A 17,900-nucleotide genomic window follows, 5' to 3' on the forward strand; every position below is an offset into this window, starting at 1 on the left:
TGTCCCCGTGCGGCCCGTTTCAAGCGGCGAGGCGGGCGCGGAGGAAGCCGGTGATCTCGTCGCGGGCGGCCTTCGCCTGCGGCACGACGCCCGGCATGCTCACGAAGGCGTGCACCGCGCCCGGGTGTTCGGTCAGCTCCGCCGGGGTGCCGGCCGCGCGCAGGCGCTCGGCGTAGCGGCGGCCCTGGTCGGCCAGGGGGTCCAGGGTGGGGACCACCACCAGGGCCGGGGCCAGGTCCCGGAGGCTGTCGGCGTACAACGGGGAGAGCGGCCGCGGGTCGGTGCCCTCCGGGACGGCGAGCTCGCGGAAGAACCGCACCGTGGCGACCGTGAGGGTCGGGCTGTCGGGGTGCTCGCGCACGGAGGCGTAGTCCAGGGCCGTGGCCGTCAGGTCGACGGCCGGGTTGACCAGGACCTGGGCCCGCAGGCGCAGGCCGGCGTCGCGGGCGCGCAGGGCGCACAGGGCGGCGACCGCCCCGCCCGCGCTCTCGCCGAAGACCGTGGCCCTCGACGGATCGATCCGCCACTGCCCGGCGTGTTCCAGCACGAGCCGCAGGACGTCCCAGCCGTCGTCGACGGCGGCTGCGAGCGGTACCGATGGGGCAATCAGGCGGTGCTCGACGGAGACGACGACGGCGGGCAGGTGGGCGGCGAGATGGCTGTTGATCCAGTCGCTCTGCGTGGCCGTGCCGACGAACCCGCCGCCGTGGATGTGCAGCACCAGGGGCAGGGGTGCGTCGTGGCCGGCCGGGCGGTGGACGCGGACCGGGACGGCGCGGCCGGGCAGGTCGAGGCGCTGCCAGGCGATGGTGGCGCCGCGGTCGGGGAAGCCGGAGACGAGGCGGGTCAGGCGGGCCGAGCGCTTGCGGTTCTCGGCGGCGGCGAAGGCGGCCAGGCGCTCGGCCGACATCGTCGACCAGTCGGGCTCGGAGCGCAGGGCGCTCAGTATCCGGATTCCCAGCGGCGGGCGGCTCATGGCGGGCTCCTCGGGCGATAATTACGATACTTCTAGTATCGATACCAGAGGTAGCATAACTCGGTAAGGTGTGGGCATGGCAAGCCCGACCTCGCCCGCACGCCCGCCCGGCCGCCCCCGCTCCGGGGTCGACGGCACCGTCTTCGCGGCCGCGCTGCGCACGGTGCACGAGCTCGGGTACGCGCACGCCACCGTCGACCGCATCGCCGCCGCGGCGGGCGTGGCCAAGACGACGATCTACCGGCGGTGGCCGTCGAAGGGCGCGCTGATCACCGCCTGTCTCGTCGACGCGTTCGGGCCGGCGCCGCTGGAGGGCGGGAGCCGGGAGGAGATGCTCGCGGGGGCGATCCGGTGGATCGCGGGCAAGGTCGGGGAGCCGGGCATCGGGGCCGCGTTCGCGGGCGTGTTCACCGACGCGGTGAACGACCCGGCGCTGCGCGAGATCCTGTCCACCCGGCTGCAGGACCCGTACCGGCTGGCGTTGCAGGAGGCGCTCGGCGAGCCGGAGCGGCGGGTGCTGTTCTTCATCGACGTGGTCGTCGGCACGCTGCTGCACCGGATGGGCATGACCGGCGAGCCGATGGTCGACGCGGACGTGGACACCCTGGTCGAGATGGTGCTGCGGACCATGACATCTTGACGAGTATCGATATCGGTGCTTTCCTTCACCGCATGGTGACCCCCCGAAAACTTGTCACATCCGGCCTCGCGGCGCTGATCGTGGCCACCGCGGCCACCCCCGCCGCGGCCGCGCCGGAGCCGCCGTCCGCCAACACCTGGTTCGCGACGCTGACCGCGATCGACGACGACGACGTCAACGTCGCCTGGAGCACCGGCGCCCTGCGCATCGCCGACCCGGCCCGGGTGCCCGACGGGCAGCGGGCCCCGGTCGTCTCCGGCATGCTGCTGCTCGCCCCGCACCCCTTGGCGGTGCCGGTCAACCAGGTGCGCGCGCTCACCACCGGCGCCACCACCGGGGTCGGCGTCGAGTACCGCGGCCAGGCCCCCGACGGCACGTGGTCGGAGTGGACGCCGGCCGGCACGTCGCTCGCGCGCGACGTGCCGGCGGTGCAGGTGCGCATCGTCCTCACCGGCGCCTCCGCCGCCGTCGCCGCGGTCGCGCTGGTGGCCGTGGAAGGCCCGCCGCCGCCGGCCGGGCTCGCCGCGGCCGGCAACGTCTACCGGGTGTACGCCACGAGGGAGGGGCTCGTCGGCGGTACCACGGCCAACGGGCACGTCATCGCCAGCCGCGACCACTTCGTGGCCCTGCCCTCGGGCCGCGGCCTGGCCCCCAAGGGCACCGGCGACTACACCGTGCGGGTCTGCACCACCTCCGGCTCCCGCTGCGAGTTCGCCCCGGTCTGGGACGTCGGCCCGTGGAACACCACCGACGACTACTGGAACCCGGCGGCCACCCGCCAGTCGTGGAAGGACCTGCCGCAGGGCCGCCCCGAGGCCCAGGCCGCGTACCAGGACGGCTACAACGGCGGCAAGGACCAGTTCGGCCGCGCCGTCGCGAACCCGGCCGGCATCGACCTCGCCGACGGCGTGTTCTGGGACGGCCTGCAGCTCACCGACAACTCCTGGGTCGACGTGGCCTACCTGTGGACCGGCAGCGGGGTGCGCGGCATCATCGGCAGCGGCCCGCTGAACATCCGGGCCGGCGCCGGCACCTCCTTCGCGAGCAAGGGCTACGCGGCCACGTACGCCCAGGTGCCGATCGAGTGCTGGGTCACCGGCCAGTCGGTCGCCGGGCCGTACGGCACGACCACCCGGTGGGACCGGGTCGGCACCGGGCAGTACATCAGCCACTCCTACGTCTCGGGCACGACCGGCGGCACGGCACCGGCCTGCTGAACCGCCCGCCCCTTGCTACGGTTCGTCGTGCGATGAACGGGCGACGATACGTGGTAAGGGGCGTCCCGCCGTGCAGTTGCTCGCGTTGTTCGACCTCGACAACACGCTCGTGCAGCGGGACCTCGCGTTCGGCGCGTGGGCGGCGGAGTTCGCCGCGGAGCACGGCGTGGACGCCGCCTGGCTGGTGGCCGCCGACGCGCGGCACGAGGGGCCGCGCGGCGGGTTCTTCGACCTTGTCAGGGACCGGTTCGGGCTGGGCGCGTCCGGCGAGCAGCTGTGGCGGCAGTACCGGCGGCGCATGCCCGAGCTCGTCCGGTGCCGCGGCGAGGACCTGGCCGCGCTGGCCGGGCTGCGGGCGGCGGGCTGGCGGGTCGGGATCGTGACCAACGGTACGACCGGCAACCAGCTCGGGAAGATCCGCAACACCGGCCTGGACCGGCACGTCGACGCCTGGTGCATCTCCGAGGACGTCGGCCTGCGCAAGCCCGACCCGGGCATCTTCCGGCTGGCCGCCGCGCGCTGCGGGCTGAGCGCGGACGGCGGCGGGTGGATGGTCGGCGACAGCCTGGCGCACGACATCGCCGGGGGCGCCGCCGCCGGCCTGCGCACCGCGTGGATCACGCGGACGGGCGCGGCGCCCGACCCGCGCCCCGACATCGCCGCCGGGTCCGTCGCCGAGGCCGTGGAGGCCCTGCTCGCCGCCGCGTGAGGCGGTTGCGAAACGGCGGAACGGCGGATCGGGCGGGATCCCGGGGATACCGTGGCGGGCACCGGCAGGGTCAAGTCCGTCCGCCCCCTGCCGATGAGTCGTCGAGGCCGGCAGGCCGGACGGGAGGGGACGGTGCCGACACCGCGTGCGCACAAGGTACGCCGGGTGGCCGCGATCGGCCTGTCCGTCGTCGTGCTCGCCCTCGCCGCGCTCAGCCTGGCCGGCGTCGCGCGCACCCACCGCGCCGCCGACACCGTCGCCCGCTCCGCCGGCCTGGCCGCCGCCTATGACCGGGCCTACGACGCCGTCAAGGACGAGGAGCTCAGCGAGCGGCAGTACCGCGTCCGGCCCAGCCCCGGCGTGCTGTCCGACCACGCCGTCGCGGGCGTCAACCTGCTCACCGCCCTCGCCGACATCGAGCGGCTCGGCACCGCCGCCGACCGCGACCTGGTGCGCCGCGTCCGCACGCTGCACGAGCGCTACATGGCCGGCGCCGCGGCGCTCTTCGCCGCCGCCGACGCCGGTGACACGCCCGAGGTGAACCGCATCGACCGCGAGGTGACCGACCCGGCCTTCGACGAGTTCACCCGCGAGGTCCGCGACGCCAACGCCGCCCACGCCGCCGTGGCCGCCGAGAACGTCCAGGACCTGCGCCGCGTCGAGTCCCTCGTCTTCACCACCACCGTCACCGGCACCACCGCGGGCCTGCTCCTCGTCGTCGCCCTCGCCCTGGTGGCCACCGGCTTCCAGCGCCGGCTGCTGCGCCAGGCCGCGGACAGCGAGCACCAGGCGCACCACGACGCCCTCACCGGCCTGCCCAACCGGGTGCTCTTCACCCGCAGGGTCACCGAGGCCGCCGCCTCCGGCGCCCCCGCGTCGGTGCTCATGCTCGACCTGGACCGGTTCAAGGAGGTCAACGACACCCTCGGCCACCAGTACGGCGACGAGCTGCTGCGCCAGGTCGCCGCCCGCACCACCGCGGCGCTGCGGGCCGGCGACACCGTGGCCCGGCTCTCCGGCGACGAGTTTGCCGTCCTGCTGCCGGGCGCCCCGCCCGAGGCCGCCCTCGTCCTGGCCGAGCGCCTCCAGCAGGACCTGCACCGCAGCTTCGTGCTCGGCGACGTCACCGTCGACATCGAGGCGAGCGTCGGCGTGGCCGGCTGCCCCGAGCACGGCGAGACCGCCGAGGCGCTGCTGCGGTGCGCCGACATCGCGATGTACGCGGCCAAGGAGGCCAAGAGCGGCGTCACGCTCTACCGGCCCAGCATGCACACCGACGACAGCAGCCGCCTGCTGCTGCTCGGCGACCTGCGCCGGGCCTTGGACGCCACCGACCAGCTGACCCTGCACTACCAGCCCAAGGTGCGGCTCAGCGACGGCGGCCTGCACGGCGTGGAGGCCCTGGTCCGCTGGCAGCACCCCACCCGCGGCCCGATCTCGCCGGCCGAGTTCATCCCGGTCGCCGAGAACACCGGCCTCATCAACCGGCTCACCCTCTACGTGCTGCGCCTCGCCCTGCAGCAGGTCCGCGGCTGGCTCGACGGCGGCCTGGCGATCCCGGTCGCGGTCAACCTCTCCCCGCGCTGCCTGCTCGACAGCGAGCTGGTCCGCCACGTCACCGGGCTGCTGCGGGAGCACGGCGTCCCGGCCCGCCTGCTGCGCCTGGAGGTCACCGAGTCCGCCGTCATGGCCAACCCGGCCCAGGCCACCGCCACCCTGACGGAGCTGCACGACCTCGGCATCCACCTGTCCATCGACGACTACGGCACCGGCTACTCCTCGATGGCCTACCTCAAGCAGCTGCCGGTCGACGAGCTGAAGGTCGACCGCACCTTCGTGCAGCACATGGACACCGACCAGGACGACGCCATCCTGGTCCGCGGCGCCATCGAGCTCGGCCACAACCTCGGCATGACCGTCGTCGCCGAGGGCGTCGAGGGCACCGCGCACGCCGCCGCGCTGCGCAGCCTGGGCTGCGACATCGCCCAGGGCTACCACTACGCGCGCCCGATGCCGGGCCCCGACCTGGACCGCTGGCTGCAGGAGCAGCGGGCCGCTATTCCGGCCGCGGCTGGGTAGGCAAGGCGGCATGGACTTCGGAGTAGGTTACTTTCCCACCGACAACGCCATGCCCCCGGGCGCCCTGGCCCGCCTGGTCGAGAAGCGCGGCCAGACGGCCCTGTTCTTCGCCGAGCACACCCACATCCCGGCCAGCCGCGACACGCCGTACCAGGGCGGCGAGCTCCCGCGCCGCTACTGGCACACCTACGACCTGTTCGTCGCCCTGACCGCCGCCGCCTGCGCCACCAGCCGCTTGCGCATCGGCAGCGGCATCTGCCTCGTCATCGAGCGCGACCCGATCATCACCGCCAAGGAGGTAGCCTCCCTGGACCACCTCTCGGGCGGCCGGTTCGAGTTCGGCGTGGGCGCCGGCTGGAACCGCGAGGAGATGCGCAACCACGGCACCGACCCGCGCCGGCGCATGACGATCATGCGCGAGCGCATCGACGCGATGCGGGCCATCTGGACGTCCGACGAGGCGACCTACCACGGCGAGCACGTCTCGTTCGACCGCATCTGGTCCTACCCGAAGCCGGCCCAGCGCCCCCACCCGCCGATCCTGGTCGGCGGCACCGGCCCGACCGTGCTGGACCGTGTCCTGGCCTTCGGCGACGCATGGTTCCCCAACTACGAGGAGGCCATCTTCGACCGCATCACCGAGCTGCGGTCCCGGGCCCAGCGCCCGATCGAGGTGCAGGTCCTCTCCGCGCCGGCGGATCCCCTGGTACTGCAACGCCTCCACGACGCCGGTGTCCAGCGCGCGAGCCACTGGCTCCCGTCGGGGCCCCGATCCACGGTGGAACGCGCCCTGGACGAGTGGGAGCACGCCATCGCCGTGTTCGCCGGCGAATCGGCATGACCGCGGAGGCGAAGGCCCGCTTCGCCGCCGCCCGCGTGGCCCGCCTGGCCACGGCCACCCCGGACGGCGTCCCGCACGTGGTCCCGATCGTCTTCGCCCTGGACGGCGACACCATCTACCACGGCGTGGACGCCAAGCCCAAGCGCAGCACCGAGCTGCGCCGCCTGACCAACCTCAGGGCCAACCCGAGGGCCGCGGTGCTGGTCGACCACTACGACGACGACTGGTCCGCCCTGTGGTGGGCGAGGGCCGACGGCACCGCGCGGGAACTGGACCCGGCCGGCGACGAGGCCGGCCGGGCCGTCGCGCTGCTCACCGCCCGCTACCCCCAGTTCTCCCTGCGCGGCGCCCTGCTCGCGATCGACGTGGCGCGCTGGTCGGGCTGGTCGGGCGGCGGGTGAGCGGGGACGGTTCCGTATTGTCGGGGCATGACCGACTTCTCGGCTGCGCATCAGCAGCTCATCGACGTCGTGGCCGAGCGCCCCGGGGCGCGCATCGAAGAGGCGGTGGTCGCCTACGAGCACGACGGGCAGGCCCTGGAGGGGTTCGCGGTGCACGACGCCGCGGCGAGCGGGCCCAAGGCCGCCGTCATCGTCATCCACGACTGGACCGGGCTGCGCGAGTACCCCAAGGCGCGGGCGCACATGCTGGCCCGGCTCGGGTACTACGCCTTCGCCGCCGACGTGTACGGCGTCGGGCGGCGCTTCGACAACGCCACCGACTCGGCGGCCGAGGCGGGGAAGTACTACGGGAACCCGGCCCTCATGCGGGGGAGGGTGCGCGCCGCGTACGACATGGTCGCGAGCAACCCCGCGGTCGACAAGGACCGGATCGCCGTCATCGGGTACTGCTTCGGCGGCAGCTGCGCCCTCGAGTTCGCGCGCACCGGGGCCGCGCTCAAGGGCGTCGTGTCCTACCACGGGGCGCTGATCGCGCACGAGCCCGCGGAGGTCGACGCCATCACGGCCGCGCTGCTGATCTGCGCGGGCGGCAGCGACGAGGTGGTGCCGGACCAGGCCATCGTGGCGTTCGCCGGCGAGCTGCGCACCCGGCCGGCCCTCGACTGGCAGGTGAACCTGTACGCCGGGGCCGAGCACGGGTTCACCCTGGTCGGCACCCCGCACTACAGCCCGGTCGCCGACGGGCGGTCCTGGCGGGATTCGACCGGGTTCCTCGCGGAGGTGCTCGCGTAGAAGCCGGCGACGGCGTGGAAGGCCGCCTTGGGCTGCCACGAGCCGTCCGGCAGCGTGCGGACCAGGGCGAAGGCGTTCATGTCCAGGTCGTGGCGGGGCGAGGGGGAGTACGGCGACATCGGCTCCACGAACTGGGTGACGAAGGTGCCGTCGACCCCGGCGGCGTCGAGGATCGTGAGGTCCTCGACGACCCGCCGGGCCTGGTACTCCTCGTCGCGGACGTGCTCGCCCCGCAGCAGCCGGGGGCGGACCAGGCGGCCCAGCACCGGCACCCGGTTGAGGGCGACGGTGCCCCAGTTCGTGATGCCGCGGATGAGCATGGTCGGGTCGTGCTCGGCGTCGCGGTACGTGCGCATCCCGAACTCCAGCACGACGACCGGCTTGCCGTGGGCCAGCTTGTGGCGCAGCGCCGACTCGTAGTGCGCCTCGGTCGGCGCGTACCGGTAGTGGTCCACGCCCACGAAGTCGAACGGTGCCCAGTCGACCCGCTCGAACGGCAGCGACGCATAGGTCAGGGCGCCGCCGAACTCCGCGCGGGCGACCCGGGCGGCGCCGGCCAGGAACCGGGCCAGCGGTTCGGTGTGGCGGCCGGCCCGGAGCGCGGCGGGGGCGTTGGCGGTGCGCCGGGCCAGGGTGCGGCCCGGGATGATCCCGCGCACGAACATGCTGGCCTCGGTGGCCACGCTCAGCACCACCCGGTCCGGCCACCTCCGGCGCAGCTGTTCGGCCGCCCGCGCGGCCGTGGCCAGGTACCGCAGCGTGGCGGCGGGCGGGCGGTTCCACAGCTCCGGGCAGTACCACACCTCGAGCCCGAGCCGCAGCGCCTCCTCCCCGGCGGCGGTCAGGCGCGCCGGGTCGCGGCCGCAGAGGCGAACCGCGTTGCAGTGCAGGTCGTCGCGAATGGTGCGCAGCTCGTGGCGGACCGCGGCCTGGTCGAAGACGGGGCGCCATTGCAGGTTGAGCACCCGGCCCACGTCGTAGAGGACTCCTCGGCGTCGCATGGTGCCAGCCTGCGTCTCACCCCGCGTGAGGGTCAACCGCCGCGTGCAGGACCGCGTCGAGGTGGGCCAGCGGGTCGGGCGGGGCCTCGCGGAAGTAGTCCTCGTACCACACCCGGAAGCCCGCCACCGCGCACGCGACGAGCAGCCGCAGCCGCCAGCCGGCCGGGTCGCGCTCGCCGCGCCCGGCCAGCTGGGCGACCAGCCCGGCCTCCTGGTCGGGGCGCACGCCCGGGGGATTGGCCCGCAGGTGGCTGGACTGCAGGGCGACCGTGCGCAGGCCGGTGAGCAGCTCGCGGTGCTCGACCACGAAGCCGCCGACGGCGAGCAGCGCCTGCCGCATGACGGCCGCGTCCGGGGTGCCGTCGGGTGCGGCGGCGATCCGCTCGAGGGCCAGCGCGGTCATCCGGCGTATCGGCTCGGCGACGACGTCGTCCTTGCTCGGGAAGTACCGGTGGAAGGTCCTCGGCGCGATGTCGGCCGCGACGCAGATGTCCTGCACGGTCACGTGGTCGTAGCCGCGCTCGATGAACAGCCGCCACGCCGCCTCGACGGTGGCCGCGCGGTTGCGCTCCCGTTTGCGCTCCCTCAGGCTCTCGATCGCTGCGCCCCTTTCCGCGTGTGATCACGATCTCATGACGCCCGCCGGACACCGAATGGCAACGAGCACGTGGCAGGCTCTGCCTCGTGGCAGATTGTGCCACATTCCCCCATGCTGATGGAGCTTGATCATGACGGTGAGGTTGGACGCGACGGCGCCGCCCCGGACGCCGCAGAAGCAGTCCTGGACCGCGGGCCAGATCGTCGTCGTGCTGGTCATCGGCACCGCGGCGCTCATGGTCTCGCTGACGCAGTCCCTGCTCGTGCCGGTGCTGTCCGAGATCGCCGTCGACCTGCACGCCGGCGGCGACGGGATCGCCTGGGTGCTCACCTCGACCCTGCTCGTCGGCGCGGTCGCCGTGCCCGCGTTCGGCCGGCTCGGCGACCTCTACGGCACCCGCCGGATGGTGCTCGTCACCCTCGCCGCCCTGGTCGCCGGCTCGCTGATCTGCGCCCTGGCCTCCAACCTCACCGTCATGATCATCGGCCGGGCCGTCGTGGGCCTGTCGGTCGCCGCGGTGCCGCTGAGCATCAGCCTCATCGGCGTCACCCTCCCCAAGGAGCACGCGCCCGCCGGCATCGCCCTGATCAGCGCCATGCTCGGCGTCGGCGGCGCGCTCGGCCTGCCTCTCGCGGGCCTGATCGCGCAGTACGCCGACTACCACGTCCTGTTCTGGATCTGCGTCGCCGGCGGCGTGCTCGCCGTGCCCGGCATCGTGCTGCTGGTCCGCGAGCCCGCCCGGGTCGCGAAGGGCCGCATGGACCTCGTGGGCACCGCCCTGCTCGGCGCCGCCATGCTCGCCTTGCTGCTGCCCCTGGCCCAGGGCGACTCGTGGGGCTGGACCGATCCGCTCACGATCGGCCTCCTGGTTGCCGCCGCGGTACTGCTGGTCGTCTTCGTCCTCGCCGAGCTGCGGATCGCCTCGCCGCTCGTCGACGTGCGCACCACCGTCCGGCCCGCCCTGCTGATGACCAACCTGGCGTCCCTGTGCGTCGGCTTCGCGCTCTTCGCCACCCTCATCGGCACCGCGTCCTACGTGCAGGCCCCGAAGGCCACCGGCTACGGCTTCGGCCAGTCCGTGCTCGCCGGCGGCCTGTGTATGCTCCCCGGCGGCATCGCGATGCTGCTGCTGTCCCCGTTGTCGGCCCGGCTGCGCCCGCGCACCGCGCTGATCGTCGGCTCGCTCATCATCGCCGCCGGCTTCGCCACGCGCATCGTGCTCACCGACAGCCTCTGGCAGGTCGTGCTCGGCGCGACCATCTCCGGCGCCGGCACGGGCATCGCCTACGCCGCCATGCCGGGCCTCATCATCCACGCCGCCCCGCGCTCGGAACTGGCCGCGGCCAACGGCCTCAACGCCCTGTTCCGCAGCGTCGGCAGCTCCCTGGCCAGCGCCATCGGCGGCGCCATCCTGGCCGCCATGACCATCGACCTGGCCGGCCACGCCCTGCCGTCGCTGTCGGGCTACCGCACCCTCTTCGCCATCTGCGCCGGCGCCGCCGTGGCCGCCGCCCTGCTCGCCCTGCTGATTCCCCGCCACGCGCCGACGACGGACGCCGCCCTGCCGGAGGAGTGACCGGCGCGAACCGGGTTACCGCACGGCGCTCAAGGCCAGCACGGCGGCCGCGGCGTCCTCGGCGACGGCGGCGGGCGGCCCGAAGTTGCGGCGGGCGGCGAGGTCCCGCAGGATCGCCCCGGCGTGGCTGGCGGCCAGCGCGGACACCGCCGCCACGACCGCCGGGGCGACGACGCCCACCCCGCGGCGGTGCGCGTACGCGCCGCCGGCCAGGGCACCGGACACCAGCCGCCCGGCCAGCGGCCCGGGCGCGAGCCGGCTCGGGGTCTGCGGCAGCTTGTCGAGCACGAGCTCGCCCAGCGCCGCGGCGGAGCTCAACCCGCGCAGCCACCCGCCGTGCCGCGCCGCGAGCACGGCGAGCGGCGCCGTGCTGCGCGCCCCGGCGGAGGCCCCGAGCAGCGCGGCCCGAACGAGAACGTCACCCGTCATGCCCGCTGTGTACCCGGTCCCTCATCCCGGAAACCGGCCCGCCGCAGGGCTTCCCCTCTCGGGTAGATGCGCCCCGGACCGGTGCGACAACACGAATTCGCCGCGCTTTACAGGCCGTTTCGGCTGTGCCAGCATTCGGCGGCGTGACGCAGGGCGAGGCGCTCGTACGGGCCGCGCAGGGCGGGGACGAGCGGGCCCTGGAGGAGCTGCTCGCCGCGCACCTGCCGCTGGTCTACAACGTCGTCGCGCGGGCGCTGCGCGGGCACGCCGACGTCGACGACGTCGTGCAGGAGACGATGATCCAGGTGGTGCGCGGGCTGCCCGGGCTGCGGGAGCCCGACCGGCTGCGCTCCTGGGTGGTGGCGATCGCGTTCCGGCAGGTCCAGCTGCACCGGCGCGGGATCGTGCGGCACCACCCGCCGGCCCGGGAGGTGCCCGAGGAACTGCCCGACCCCGGCGGCGACTTCGTCGAGCGCAGCCTCACCGGGCTGCTGCTCACCGGGCAGCGCCGCGAGCTGGCCGAGGCCACCGTGTGGCTCGACGACGGCGACCGGCACCTGCTGGCCCTGTGGTGGCAGGAGGCGACGGGGCAGCTGAGCCGCGCCGACCTGGCCGCGGCGCTCGGGGTCAAGGCGAACCACGCGGCGGTACGGGTACAGCGCATGCGATCCCAGCTGGACGCGGCGCGCGGGCTGGTGCGGGCCCTGCGCGCGACGCCGCGGTGCCCGGACCTCGCCGAGGCGCTGGAGTCGTGGGACGGTGCGCCGGGCGCGCTGTGGCGCAAGCGGCTCACCCTGCGCGACCCGGGCACCACCGGCAACCAGGTCCTGGACAGCGACTTCTTCAACAACCACGACCCGGCCGGCCACGGCGAGTCCGGCGTCGGGCTGGCGGTGAAGTTCGGCGCCGGCGAGGGCAACGTGGTGCGCGGCAACCGGGCCTTCGACAACGCCGACGACGGCTTCGACTTCGGCGACTTCGCCAGCCCCGTCACCGTCGAGCACAACTGGGCCTACGGCAACGGCGTCAACCGCTGGAACGTCGAGGGCTGGCGCAGCAACGGCAACGGCAACGGCTTCACCTTCGGCGGCGGCAGCCCGCCGGCCGGGGCCGGGCACACCGTGCGGCACAACGCCGCCTGGGACAACGTCCACCACGGCTTCGCCGACGGCGGCAACCCGGGCGAGCTGCGGCTGAGCAACAACACCGCGTTCCGCAACGGCGCCGTCGGCTTCGCCATGCCGGCCACGCCCGCGACCCTGCGCAGCAACGTGTCCATCGGCAACGACCGCTCGGTGGCGATGGGCTCTGCCGCGCACACCAGCCGCAACACCTGGGACGAGGGGAGCTGGACGGCGGCGATGTTCCGCTCCGCCGACGCCGACGCCGACGCCGACGCCGCGGCCGCGCAGGGCGCCCGCCGCCCGGACGGCACCCTGCCCGCCACCGACTTCCTCACCACCGGCAACGGCATGGGCGCCTCGATGTCGGAGTCGTGAAAGTTTCAGCGGCACCACTTCCGCACCACCCGGGCCGGCGGGCAGGCGTACTGGCAGACCCCGCTCGCCGGCCCGGCCCGGATCAGTCCCCGTCCTTCAGGTAGCCGGCGGCGGCCTCCAGCACGGCGGCGAGGCCGGCGGGGTCTAGCAGCCCGCAGGCCTGGAGGCCCGCGGACCCTGGGTCGTAGCCTGGGGCTGTGGATCTTTCGCCGCGCCGGCTCAACCGCGCCACCCTCGCCCGGCAGATGCTGCTGGAGCGGGCGCCGATCGGGGCGGCCGAGGGGGTACGGCGGGCCGTCGCACTCCAGGCACAGCAGCCCGCCTCGCCGTACCTCGCCCTGTGGAACCGCCTCGCCGCCTTCGACCCGGCCGAACTCGACGCGGCCTACGCGGACCGGTCCGTCGTGCGGGCCACCCTCATGCGCATCGCCATGCACACCGTGACCGCCGAGGACTACCCGGCCTTCCACCACGCGCTGCGGCGCACGCTGCGCGGCCCGCGCCTCGGCGACCCGCGGTTCACCGCCAGCGGGCTGTCCGCAGCCGACGCCGACGCGCTGGTGCCGCGGCTGCTGGAGTACGCGGCGTCACCGCAGGCCGGCGCCGAGCTGCAGCGGCGCCTCGGCGAGTGGGCCGGCGTCGAGCACCCGGGCGTGTGGTGGGCGATCCGCACCTTCGCCCCGCTGTGGCACGCCCCGGCCGGCCCGCCGTGGTCGTTTGGCACCAAACCGAACTTCGTCGCCGCGCCGCACGCCGGTAGCATCGACGACACGGCGGTGCCTCACCTGATCCGGCGGTATCTGACGGGCTTCGGCCCGGCGACGCCCGGGGACATCGCCCAGTTCGGGCTGCTACCCCGCTCGGTGGTGCGGGAGGCGCTCGCCGCCATGGAGGGCGAGCTGCAGCGGCCCGGCGCCGGCCTCGTCGACGTGGCCGGGGCGCCGCTGCCGGACGAGGACGTGCCGGCACCACCGCGGCTGCTGCCGATGTGGGACAGCGTGCTGCTGGCGTACGAGGATCGCGGGCGGGTGCTCCCGCCGCAGCACCGGGCGCTCGTCACGCGGCGCAACGGGGACGTGCTGCCGACCGTGCTCGTCGACGGCTATGTGGCGGGCGTCTGGCGAGCCACCGAGCGCGGCATCGAGGTGACCGCGTTCGAACCGCTGCCGGCCGCGGCGTGGGACGGCCTGGAGGCGGAGGCGGCCGCCCTGACCACGTTCCTGGCCGGCCGCGAGCCGCTGGTCTACGCCCGCTACGGCCACTGGTGGGACAAGCTCCCACCCGCCGAGACCCGCGTGTTGTAGCCCCGCCGGACCACCGGGCGGAAGCCAGAAGCGGCGCGGTTGCCCGGCTCTTCCCGGTCTTCGGTTGCCGCGCGGCGAGCGGCAACCGAAGACCGGGGGATCGCTACGGGAGGGGCAGCGCGACGTCCAGGGTCGTGCCGCCGCCCGGCGGGCTGTCCAGGTGCATCGTCCCGCCCAGGGCGTGGACCCGGTCCCGGATGCCGACCAGGCCGGTGCCGCGGGCCGGGTCGGCGCCGCCCACCCCGTCGTCGCTCAGGGACACGTACAGCCGCTCGCCGCTCACCGTCACCGCGACCCGCACCAGCGACGCCTCGGCGTGCTTGGCCGCGTTGGCCAGGGACTCGGCAATCACGTAGTACGCGGCGGCCTCCAGCGGCTCCGGCAGGCGTTCACGCAGCCGTACGTCCAGCTCCACCGCCACCCCGGAGCGCCGGGCCAGGGCCTTCACCGCCGCGGTCAGGCCCCGGTCCGTGAGGATCGTCGGGTGGATGCCCCGGCTGATCTCGCGCAGCTCGTCGATGCCCGCGGTCAGCCCGTCGACCACCGACGACAGCCGCGTCCGCGCCTCGGTCAGCGCGTCCGGCACCGCCTCCTGGGCCGCCCGCAGCTCGAGCCCGAGCGACAGCAGCCGCTGCTGCACGCCGTCGTGCAGGTCCCGCTCGATCCGGCGCCGGGTCTGGTCGGTGGCCAGGACCAGCCGGGCCCGGGAGTCGAGCAGCTCGCTGCGGGCCTCCGCGTTGGCGATCGCCGTCGCCACCAGGTCGGTGCAGTCGGCCAGCCTCGCCTCGGCGTCGCTCGGCAGCGGCTCGTCGCGCACCATCGATGCCGTGGCCGCGCCCCACAGCCGGCCCTCGACGTAGATCGGCGCCCCGACCGCCGAGCGGATGCCCTGCTCGCGCAGGAATGTGGCCAGCGGCCCGAGCGGGTCCTCATAGGTGTCCATCCGCGCCGCCCGGCCGGTCCGCCGTACCGCCGCCGAGACGCTCGCGCCCTGCAGCGAGATCCGCGTCCCGACCGGCAGTAGCGGTCCCGGCCAGCCCCACAGGGCCACGATCACCCCTGACTCGTCCTTGTCGAACCGCACGATGTTCGCCCCGTCGGCCCCGATCAGCCGCCCCAGCTCGCCGGTCACCGCGTCGAACACCTCGCTCGGCCCCACCCCGCGGGCCACCAGCATGGCCACCCGCCGCATCGCCGTCTGGGCCTCGACGAGCTGCGCCAGCCCGCCGAGCCCGCGCCCGACCGACGCGCCGAGGATGTTGACCGACCGGCCCAGCCGGCTGATCTCGCCCAGCCCGGTGTGCACCAGCCGCGGGTCGAGCCGGCCACCGGCGAGCTGGTCGGCGATGAGCGCCGTCTTGCACAGCGGCACGACGACGGCGCGGACGAGGTAGGACGCGACGGCGGCCACGATGAGCGCCGCCACCAGCAGTCCCGCCGCCGCGCCCACGACGGCGTCGGCGGAAGCAAGGCCAACCATCAGGCCCCATCGTCGACCCGAGCGCCGCCCCGCCCCACACCACCCCGGAGCTATTTCGGCGCTCGGCAACCGGCCGGGACCGGCGCTCACCCCGAAGGATGAGCGTTGGTTCAGCGGCCCTGCCGGCCCCGGGTGCTGTTGGCCGTGCGCCCGCGGACGATGCCGATCATCTCCTCGACCAGGTCGCTGTGGGCGTCGCGGGGCCAGGCCAGGGCGACCGAGGACGACGGGGCGTCGCTGACCGGGCGGTACTTCAGGTCCTTGCGGTGATACAGCCGGGCCAGCGACTGCGGCGCCACGAGGAGCCCGACGCCGGCCGCCGCCCACTCGACCGCGGTCGCCGTCGTCTCCGGTCGCTCGACCGAAGTCTGTGGCGGCTTCTCCCACGGGATGACGTCGTCGTGGGGGAACAGCAGCGGGTCGCCGATCTCCTCGATCTCGGCCAGGGTCAGCTCGTCGGCCGCGTTCAGCACGTGGTCGCGGGGGACGATGACGACCGTCTGCTCGGTGTACAGCGGGATCGCGTGCAGCACGTCGCGGTCCACGGGCAGGCGCACCAGCCCGGCGTCCGCCCGCTCCGGCATGAGCCCCGGCGCGTCGGCGGCCTCGGCCGGCACCAGCTCCAGGGCGGTCTTCGGCCGCCGCTGCGCCCACGTCCGCGCCCATTTGTCGATGACGACGCCGGGCACCACCGTCAGCCGGAACGCCTGCTCGCTGCCTGTCACGGCACCAAGGCTAGGCTGTGGCGGTGAGTAAGGCGAAAAAGCCCCAGGTGATGAAGCCCGCAACGGCCGCGCAGAAGCTCGATGTGTACCTGCCGGCCACGCCGCGGGAGTTCCAGGACCGCCTGGTGTCGCGCGACGAGCTCGACGAGCTGCAGCGCAACCCCCCGGAGTGGCTGGTGGACCTGCGCCGGGACGGGCCGCACCCGCGCAACGTGGTCGCCGCCCGGCTGCGCGTGTCCAACAGCGGGCTGGCCCGCGGCGGGGTGACGGAGGCGCTGACCACCGAGGAGATCGCCGCCCTGGCCGCCGACCCGCCGGAGTGGCTGGTGCGCGAGCGGGAGTCCTTCGCGGAGGTACGGCGGGAGCAGCGCCGCCTGCAGGAGCGCCGCGACTGAGACGCCGCTAGCGGGGCAGCCGCCAGACGGAGAGCCGGCCGTGCAGGCAGGCCAGGTACCGGGCGGAGGCGACGCAGCGGGCCGAGGCCGTCCACTGCGGCACCCGGCCGAGCGGGGTGGCGGCGCCGGTGGCGGCGTCGAGCCGGGCCACCATCGCCCCGCCCCCGCTCCTCGCGTCGCGGCGCGCCACCAGCACGCCGGGCCACGCCACGATGCCGACCACGTCCCAGCCCTCGATGGTCTGCAGCACCCGGCCGGTCCCGGTGTCCAGGACGAGCCCGCCCCGGTCCGGGTCGGCGCTGTTGCGGGTGGCCAGCAGGTGCCGGTCGTCCAGCGGGGTCAGCAGCGACCAGCCGTAGAGGCGCCACCGCTCGCGGCCGGTGTCGGGGTCCAGCCCGGAGGTGTCGAGCCCGGTCATCGAGCACAGCGTCTGCCCGCACCACCACATCCCGCCGTCCGGCCCGTCGGGAGGCCGCCACAACGGCCGGCCGGTGGCCAGGTCGGACACGGTGAGACCGCGCGTCGCGTCGTGGCCGGACCAGGAGGTGAACACCCGGCCGCCGGCGACGTCGACGCGGCTGACCGACCCCGGCAGGTCCAGCCGGACGGTGTACACCGGCGCGGCCGACCCGGCGTCGCGCAGCCGCAGCGTGCCGTCCTTGCCGACCTCGGCGATCCGCACGTCGTCGCCGGCGGGGAGCAAGGTGTTCGGGGCGTCGAGCGTCCAGCGCACGTCCCCGGTGCGGATGTCGATTCCGGCCAGCCGCAGCTGCGTCACCGGCGAGGCGAGCAGGACCCCGGACGCCGTGGCGTCGCCGTCCGGCACGGACATGTAGCCGGTGCGGCGCCAGACCTCGGCCCCGGTGGCGGCGTCGAGCCCGACGAGCGATGAGTTGCCGGCCAGCACCACCCGCTCGGCGTCGGCGTGCACCAGCTGCGCCGGGCCTGCCACGGTGACGCTCCACCGCCGGGCCCCGTCGGAGAGCCGGTACGACTCAGCGGACGCGGCGGTCAGCAGGTAGACGACATCGCCGTCGATGCGCACGCTCTTCGCGTGGTCGGCCCGCACGGTGATCGCCGGGGCGGCCGGTGCGCAGAGGCGGGCGTCGGCGGCCGGCAGGAGCGCGGCCGCCAGCAGGAGCGAGGTGGCGAGCGCCGGTCGGCGGTCCACCCGGCGGCGCCGCCCACGAGGTGCGTCCGGCCGGGGCGCCGGCAGATCGAGGTCGATCACGACGCCC

At 74.8% G+C, this 17,900-nt stretch carries 18 protein-coding genes; 11 read left to right on the forward strand and 7 right to left on the reverse strand.

What is annotated here, in order from left to right:
* Positions 1–19 precede the first annotated feature (19 nt).
* Positions 20–976: an alpha/beta hydrolase gene (locus ABD352_RS36830; RefSeq protein ID WP_344617175.1), complete on the reverse strand. Its 957-nt coding sequence runs from the start codon at positions 974–976 to the stop codon at positions 20–22.
* Positions 977–1,052: 76 nt separating this feature from the next.
* Between ABD352_RS36830 and ABD352_RS36835 the strand changes: the two genes are divergently transcribed.
* The 7 genes from ABD352_RS36835 to ABD352_RS36865 all read left to right on the forward strand — a co-directional run bounded on the left by ABD352_RS36835 (position 1,053) and on the right by ABD352_RS36865 (position 7,655).
* On the forward strand, positions 1,053–1,616 hold the full coding sequence (locus ABD352_RS36835; protein WP_344617176.1) for a TetR/AcrR family transcriptional regulator: 564 nt from the start codon (positions 1,053–1,055) through the stop codon (positions 1,614–1,616).
* A gap of 32 nt (positions 1,617–1,648) precedes the next feature.
* Complete coding sequence (locus ABD352_RS36840; protein WP_344617177.1) at positions 1,649–2,833, forward strand: hypothetical protein; 1,185 nt, start codon at positions 1,649–1,651, stop codon at positions 2,831–2,833.
* A gap of 70 nt (positions 2,834–2,903) precedes the next feature.
* On the forward strand, positions 2,904–3,542 hold the full coding sequence (locus tag ABD352_RS36845) for an HAD family hydrolase (RefSeq protein ID WP_344617178.1): 639 nt from the start codon (positions 2,904–2,906) through the stop codon (positions 3,540–3,542).
* Between the two features lie 132 nt (positions 3,543–3,674).
* On the forward strand, positions 3,675–5,621 hold the full coding sequence (locus ABD352_RS36850; protein ID WP_344617179.1) for a putative bifunctional diguanylate cyclase/phosphodiesterase: 1,947 nt from the start codon (positions 3,675–3,677) through the stop codon (positions 5,619–5,621).
* Positions 5,622–5,631: 10 nt separating this feature from the next.
* Complete coding sequence (locus ABD352_RS36855) at positions 5,632–6,462, forward strand: LLM class F420-dependent oxidoreductase (RefSeq protein ID WP_344617180.1); 831 nt, start codon at positions 5,632–5,634, stop codon at positions 6,460–6,462.
* The gene (locus ABD352_RS36860; protein ID WP_344617181.1) at positions 6,459–6,863 is read left to right on the forward strand and encodes a TIGR03668 family PPOX class F420-dependent oxidoreductase; all 405 of its coding nucleotides are present in this window, start codon (positions 6,459–6,461) and stop codon (positions 6,861–6,863) included. The genes ABD352_RS36855 and ABD352_RS36860 overlap by 4 nt, the downstream gene beginning before the upstream one ends.
* A gap of 27 nt (positions 6,864–6,890) precedes the next feature.
* Complete coding sequence (locus ABD352_RS36865) at positions 6,891–7,655, forward strand: dienelactone hydrolase family protein (protein ID WP_344617182.1); 765 nt, start codon at positions 6,891–6,893, stop codon at positions 7,653–7,655.
* Here the strand turns inward: ABD352_RS36865 and ABD352_RS36870 are convergent.
* Together ABD352_RS36870 and ABD352_RS36875 are read right to left on the reverse strand one after the other, a co-directional pair.
* Entirely contained in the window at positions 7,586–8,656 is a 1,071-nt protein-coding gene (locus ABD352_RS36870) for a glycoside hydrolase family 113 protein (protein ID WP_344617183.1), read from the reverse strand. The two genes, ABD352_RS36865 and ABD352_RS36870, sit on opposite strands and share 70 nt — an antisense overlap.
* A gap of 16 nt (positions 8,657–8,672) precedes the next feature.
* Positions 8,673–9,254: a TetR/AcrR family transcriptional regulator gene (locus ABD352_RS36875; protein WP_344617210.1), complete on the reverse strand. Its 582-nt coding sequence runs from the start codon at positions 9,252–9,254 to the stop codon at positions 8,673–8,675.
* 130 nt (positions 9,255–9,384) lie between these two features.
* Between ABD352_RS36875 and ABD352_RS36880 the strand changes: the two genes are divergently transcribed.
* Complete coding sequence (locus ABD352_RS36880; protein ID WP_344617184.1) at positions 9,385–10,830, forward strand: MFS transporter; 1,446 nt, start codon at positions 9,385–9,387, stop codon at positions 10,828–10,830.
* A gap of 15 nt (positions 10,831–10,845) precedes the next feature.
* Here ABD352_RS36880 and ABD352_RS36885 read toward each other — a convergent pair whose 3' ends face one another.
* Positions 10,846–11,259 carry a hypothetical protein gene (locus tag ABD352_RS36885; protein ID WP_344617185.1) on the reverse strand — a complete coding sequence of 138 codons (414 nt, stop codon included), beginning with the start codon at positions 11,257–11,259 and terminating at the stop codon, positions 10,846–10,848.
* A 143-nt stretch (positions 11,260–11,402) separates the two neighbouring features.
* On the opposite strand from ABD352_RS36885, the gene ABD352_RS36890 reads away from it, so the two are divergent.
* Positions 11,403–12,758 carry an RNA polymerase sigma factor gene (locus ABD352_RS36890; protein WP_344617186.1) on the forward strand — a complete coding sequence of 452 codons (1,356 nt, stop codon included), beginning with the start codon at positions 11,403–11,405 and terminating at the stop codon, positions 12,756–12,758.
* Positions 12,759–12,955: 197 nt separating this feature from the next.
* Positions 12,956–14,062 (forward strand): winged helix DNA-binding domain-containing protein, encoded by a 1,107-nt coding sequence (locus ABD352_RS36895; protein WP_344617187.1) that lies wholly within the window; start codon positions 12,956–12,958, stop codon positions 14,060–14,062.
* Between the two features lie 103 nt (positions 14,063–14,165).
* Here the strand turns inward: ABD352_RS36895 and ABD352_RS36900 are convergent, their stop codons facing one another.
* Positions 14,166–15,542, reverse strand: coding sequence for a GAF domain-containing sensor histidine kinase (locus ABD352_RS36900; RefSeq protein WP_344617188.1), 1,377 nt, complete (start codon positions 15,540–15,542; stop codon positions 14,166–14,168).
* A gap of 110 nt (positions 15,543–15,652) precedes the next feature.
* On the reverse strand, positions 15,653–16,267 hold the full coding sequence (locus ABD352_RS36905; protein ID WP_344617189.1) for a LysR family transcriptional regulator substrate-binding protein: 615 nt from the start codon (positions 16,265–16,267) through the stop codon (positions 15,653–15,655).
* A gap of 23 nt (positions 16,268–16,290) precedes the next feature.
* Between ABD352_RS36905 and ABD352_RS36910 the strand changes: the two genes are divergently transcribed.
* Positions 16,291–16,662, forward strand: coding sequence for a DUF5997 family protein (locus ABD352_RS36910; protein ID WP_344617190.1), 372 nt, complete (start codon positions 16,291–16,293; stop codon positions 16,660–16,662).
* Positions 16,663–16,669: 7 nt separating this feature from the next.
* Here ABD352_RS36910 and ABD352_RS36915 read toward each other — a convergent pair whose 3' ends face one another.
* Positions 16,670–17,893 (reverse strand): outer membrane protein assembly factor BamB family protein, encoded by a 1,224-nt coding sequence (locus ABD352_RS36915; protein ID WP_344617191.1) that lies wholly within the window; start codon positions 17,891–17,893, stop codon positions 16,670–16,672.
* Between the last annotated feature and the right edge of the window lie 7 nt (positions 17,894–17,900).

This window comes from Dactylosporangium salmoneum (genome assembly GCF_039532525.1).
GTDB classification, from domain to species: Bacteria; Actinomycetota; Actinomycetes; order Mycobacteriales; family Micromonosporaceae; genus Dactylosporangium; species Dactylosporangium salmoneum.

What these genes read in the sequence shown, in the direction of transcription:
- ABD352_RS36860 (WP_344617181.1), top strand. Translation starts at nt 6,459, where the DNA reads ATGACCGCGGAGGCGAAGGCCCGCTTCGCCGCCGCCCGCGTGGCCCGC.
- ABD352_RS36865 (WP_344617182.1), top strand. Translation starts at nt 6,891, where the DNA reads ATGACCGACTTCTCGGCTGCGCATCAGCAGCTCATCGACGTCGTGGCC.
- ABD352_RS36840 (WP_344617177.1), top strand. Translation starts at nt 1,649, where the DNA reads ATGGTGACCCCCCGAAAACTTGTCACATCCGGCCTCGCGGCGCTGATC.
- ABD352_RS36900 (WP_344617188.1), bottom strand. Translation starts at nt 15,542, where the DNA reads ATGGTTGGCCTTGCTTCCGCCGACGCCGTCGTGGGCGCGGCGGCGGGA.
- ABD352_RS36835 (WP_344617176.1), top strand. Translation starts at nt 1,053, where the DNA reads ATGGCAAGCCCGACCTCGCCCGCACGCCCGCCCGGCCGCCCCCGCTCC.
- ABD352_RS36830 (WP_344617175.1), bottom strand. Translation starts at nt 976, where the DNA reads ATGAGCCGCCCGCCGCTGGGAATCCGGATACTGAGCGCCCTGCGCTCC.
- ABD352_RS36870 (WP_344617183.1), bottom strand. Translation starts at nt 8,656, where the DNA reads ATGCGACGCCGAGGAGTCCTCTACGACGTGGGCCGGGTGCTCAACCTG.
- ABD352_RS36880 (WP_344617184.1), top strand. Translation starts at nt 9,385, where the DNA reads ATGACGGTGAGGTTGGACGCGACGGCGCCGCCCCGGACGCCGCAGAAG.
- ABD352_RS36885 (WP_344617185.1), bottom strand. Translation starts at nt 11,259, where the DNA reads ATGACGGGTGACGTTCTCGTTCGGGCCGCGCTGCTCGGGGCCTCCGCC.
- ABD352_RS36855 (WP_344617180.1), top strand. Translation starts at nt 5,632, where the DNA reads ATGGACTTCGGAGTAGGTTACTTTCCCACCGACAACGCCATGCCCCCG.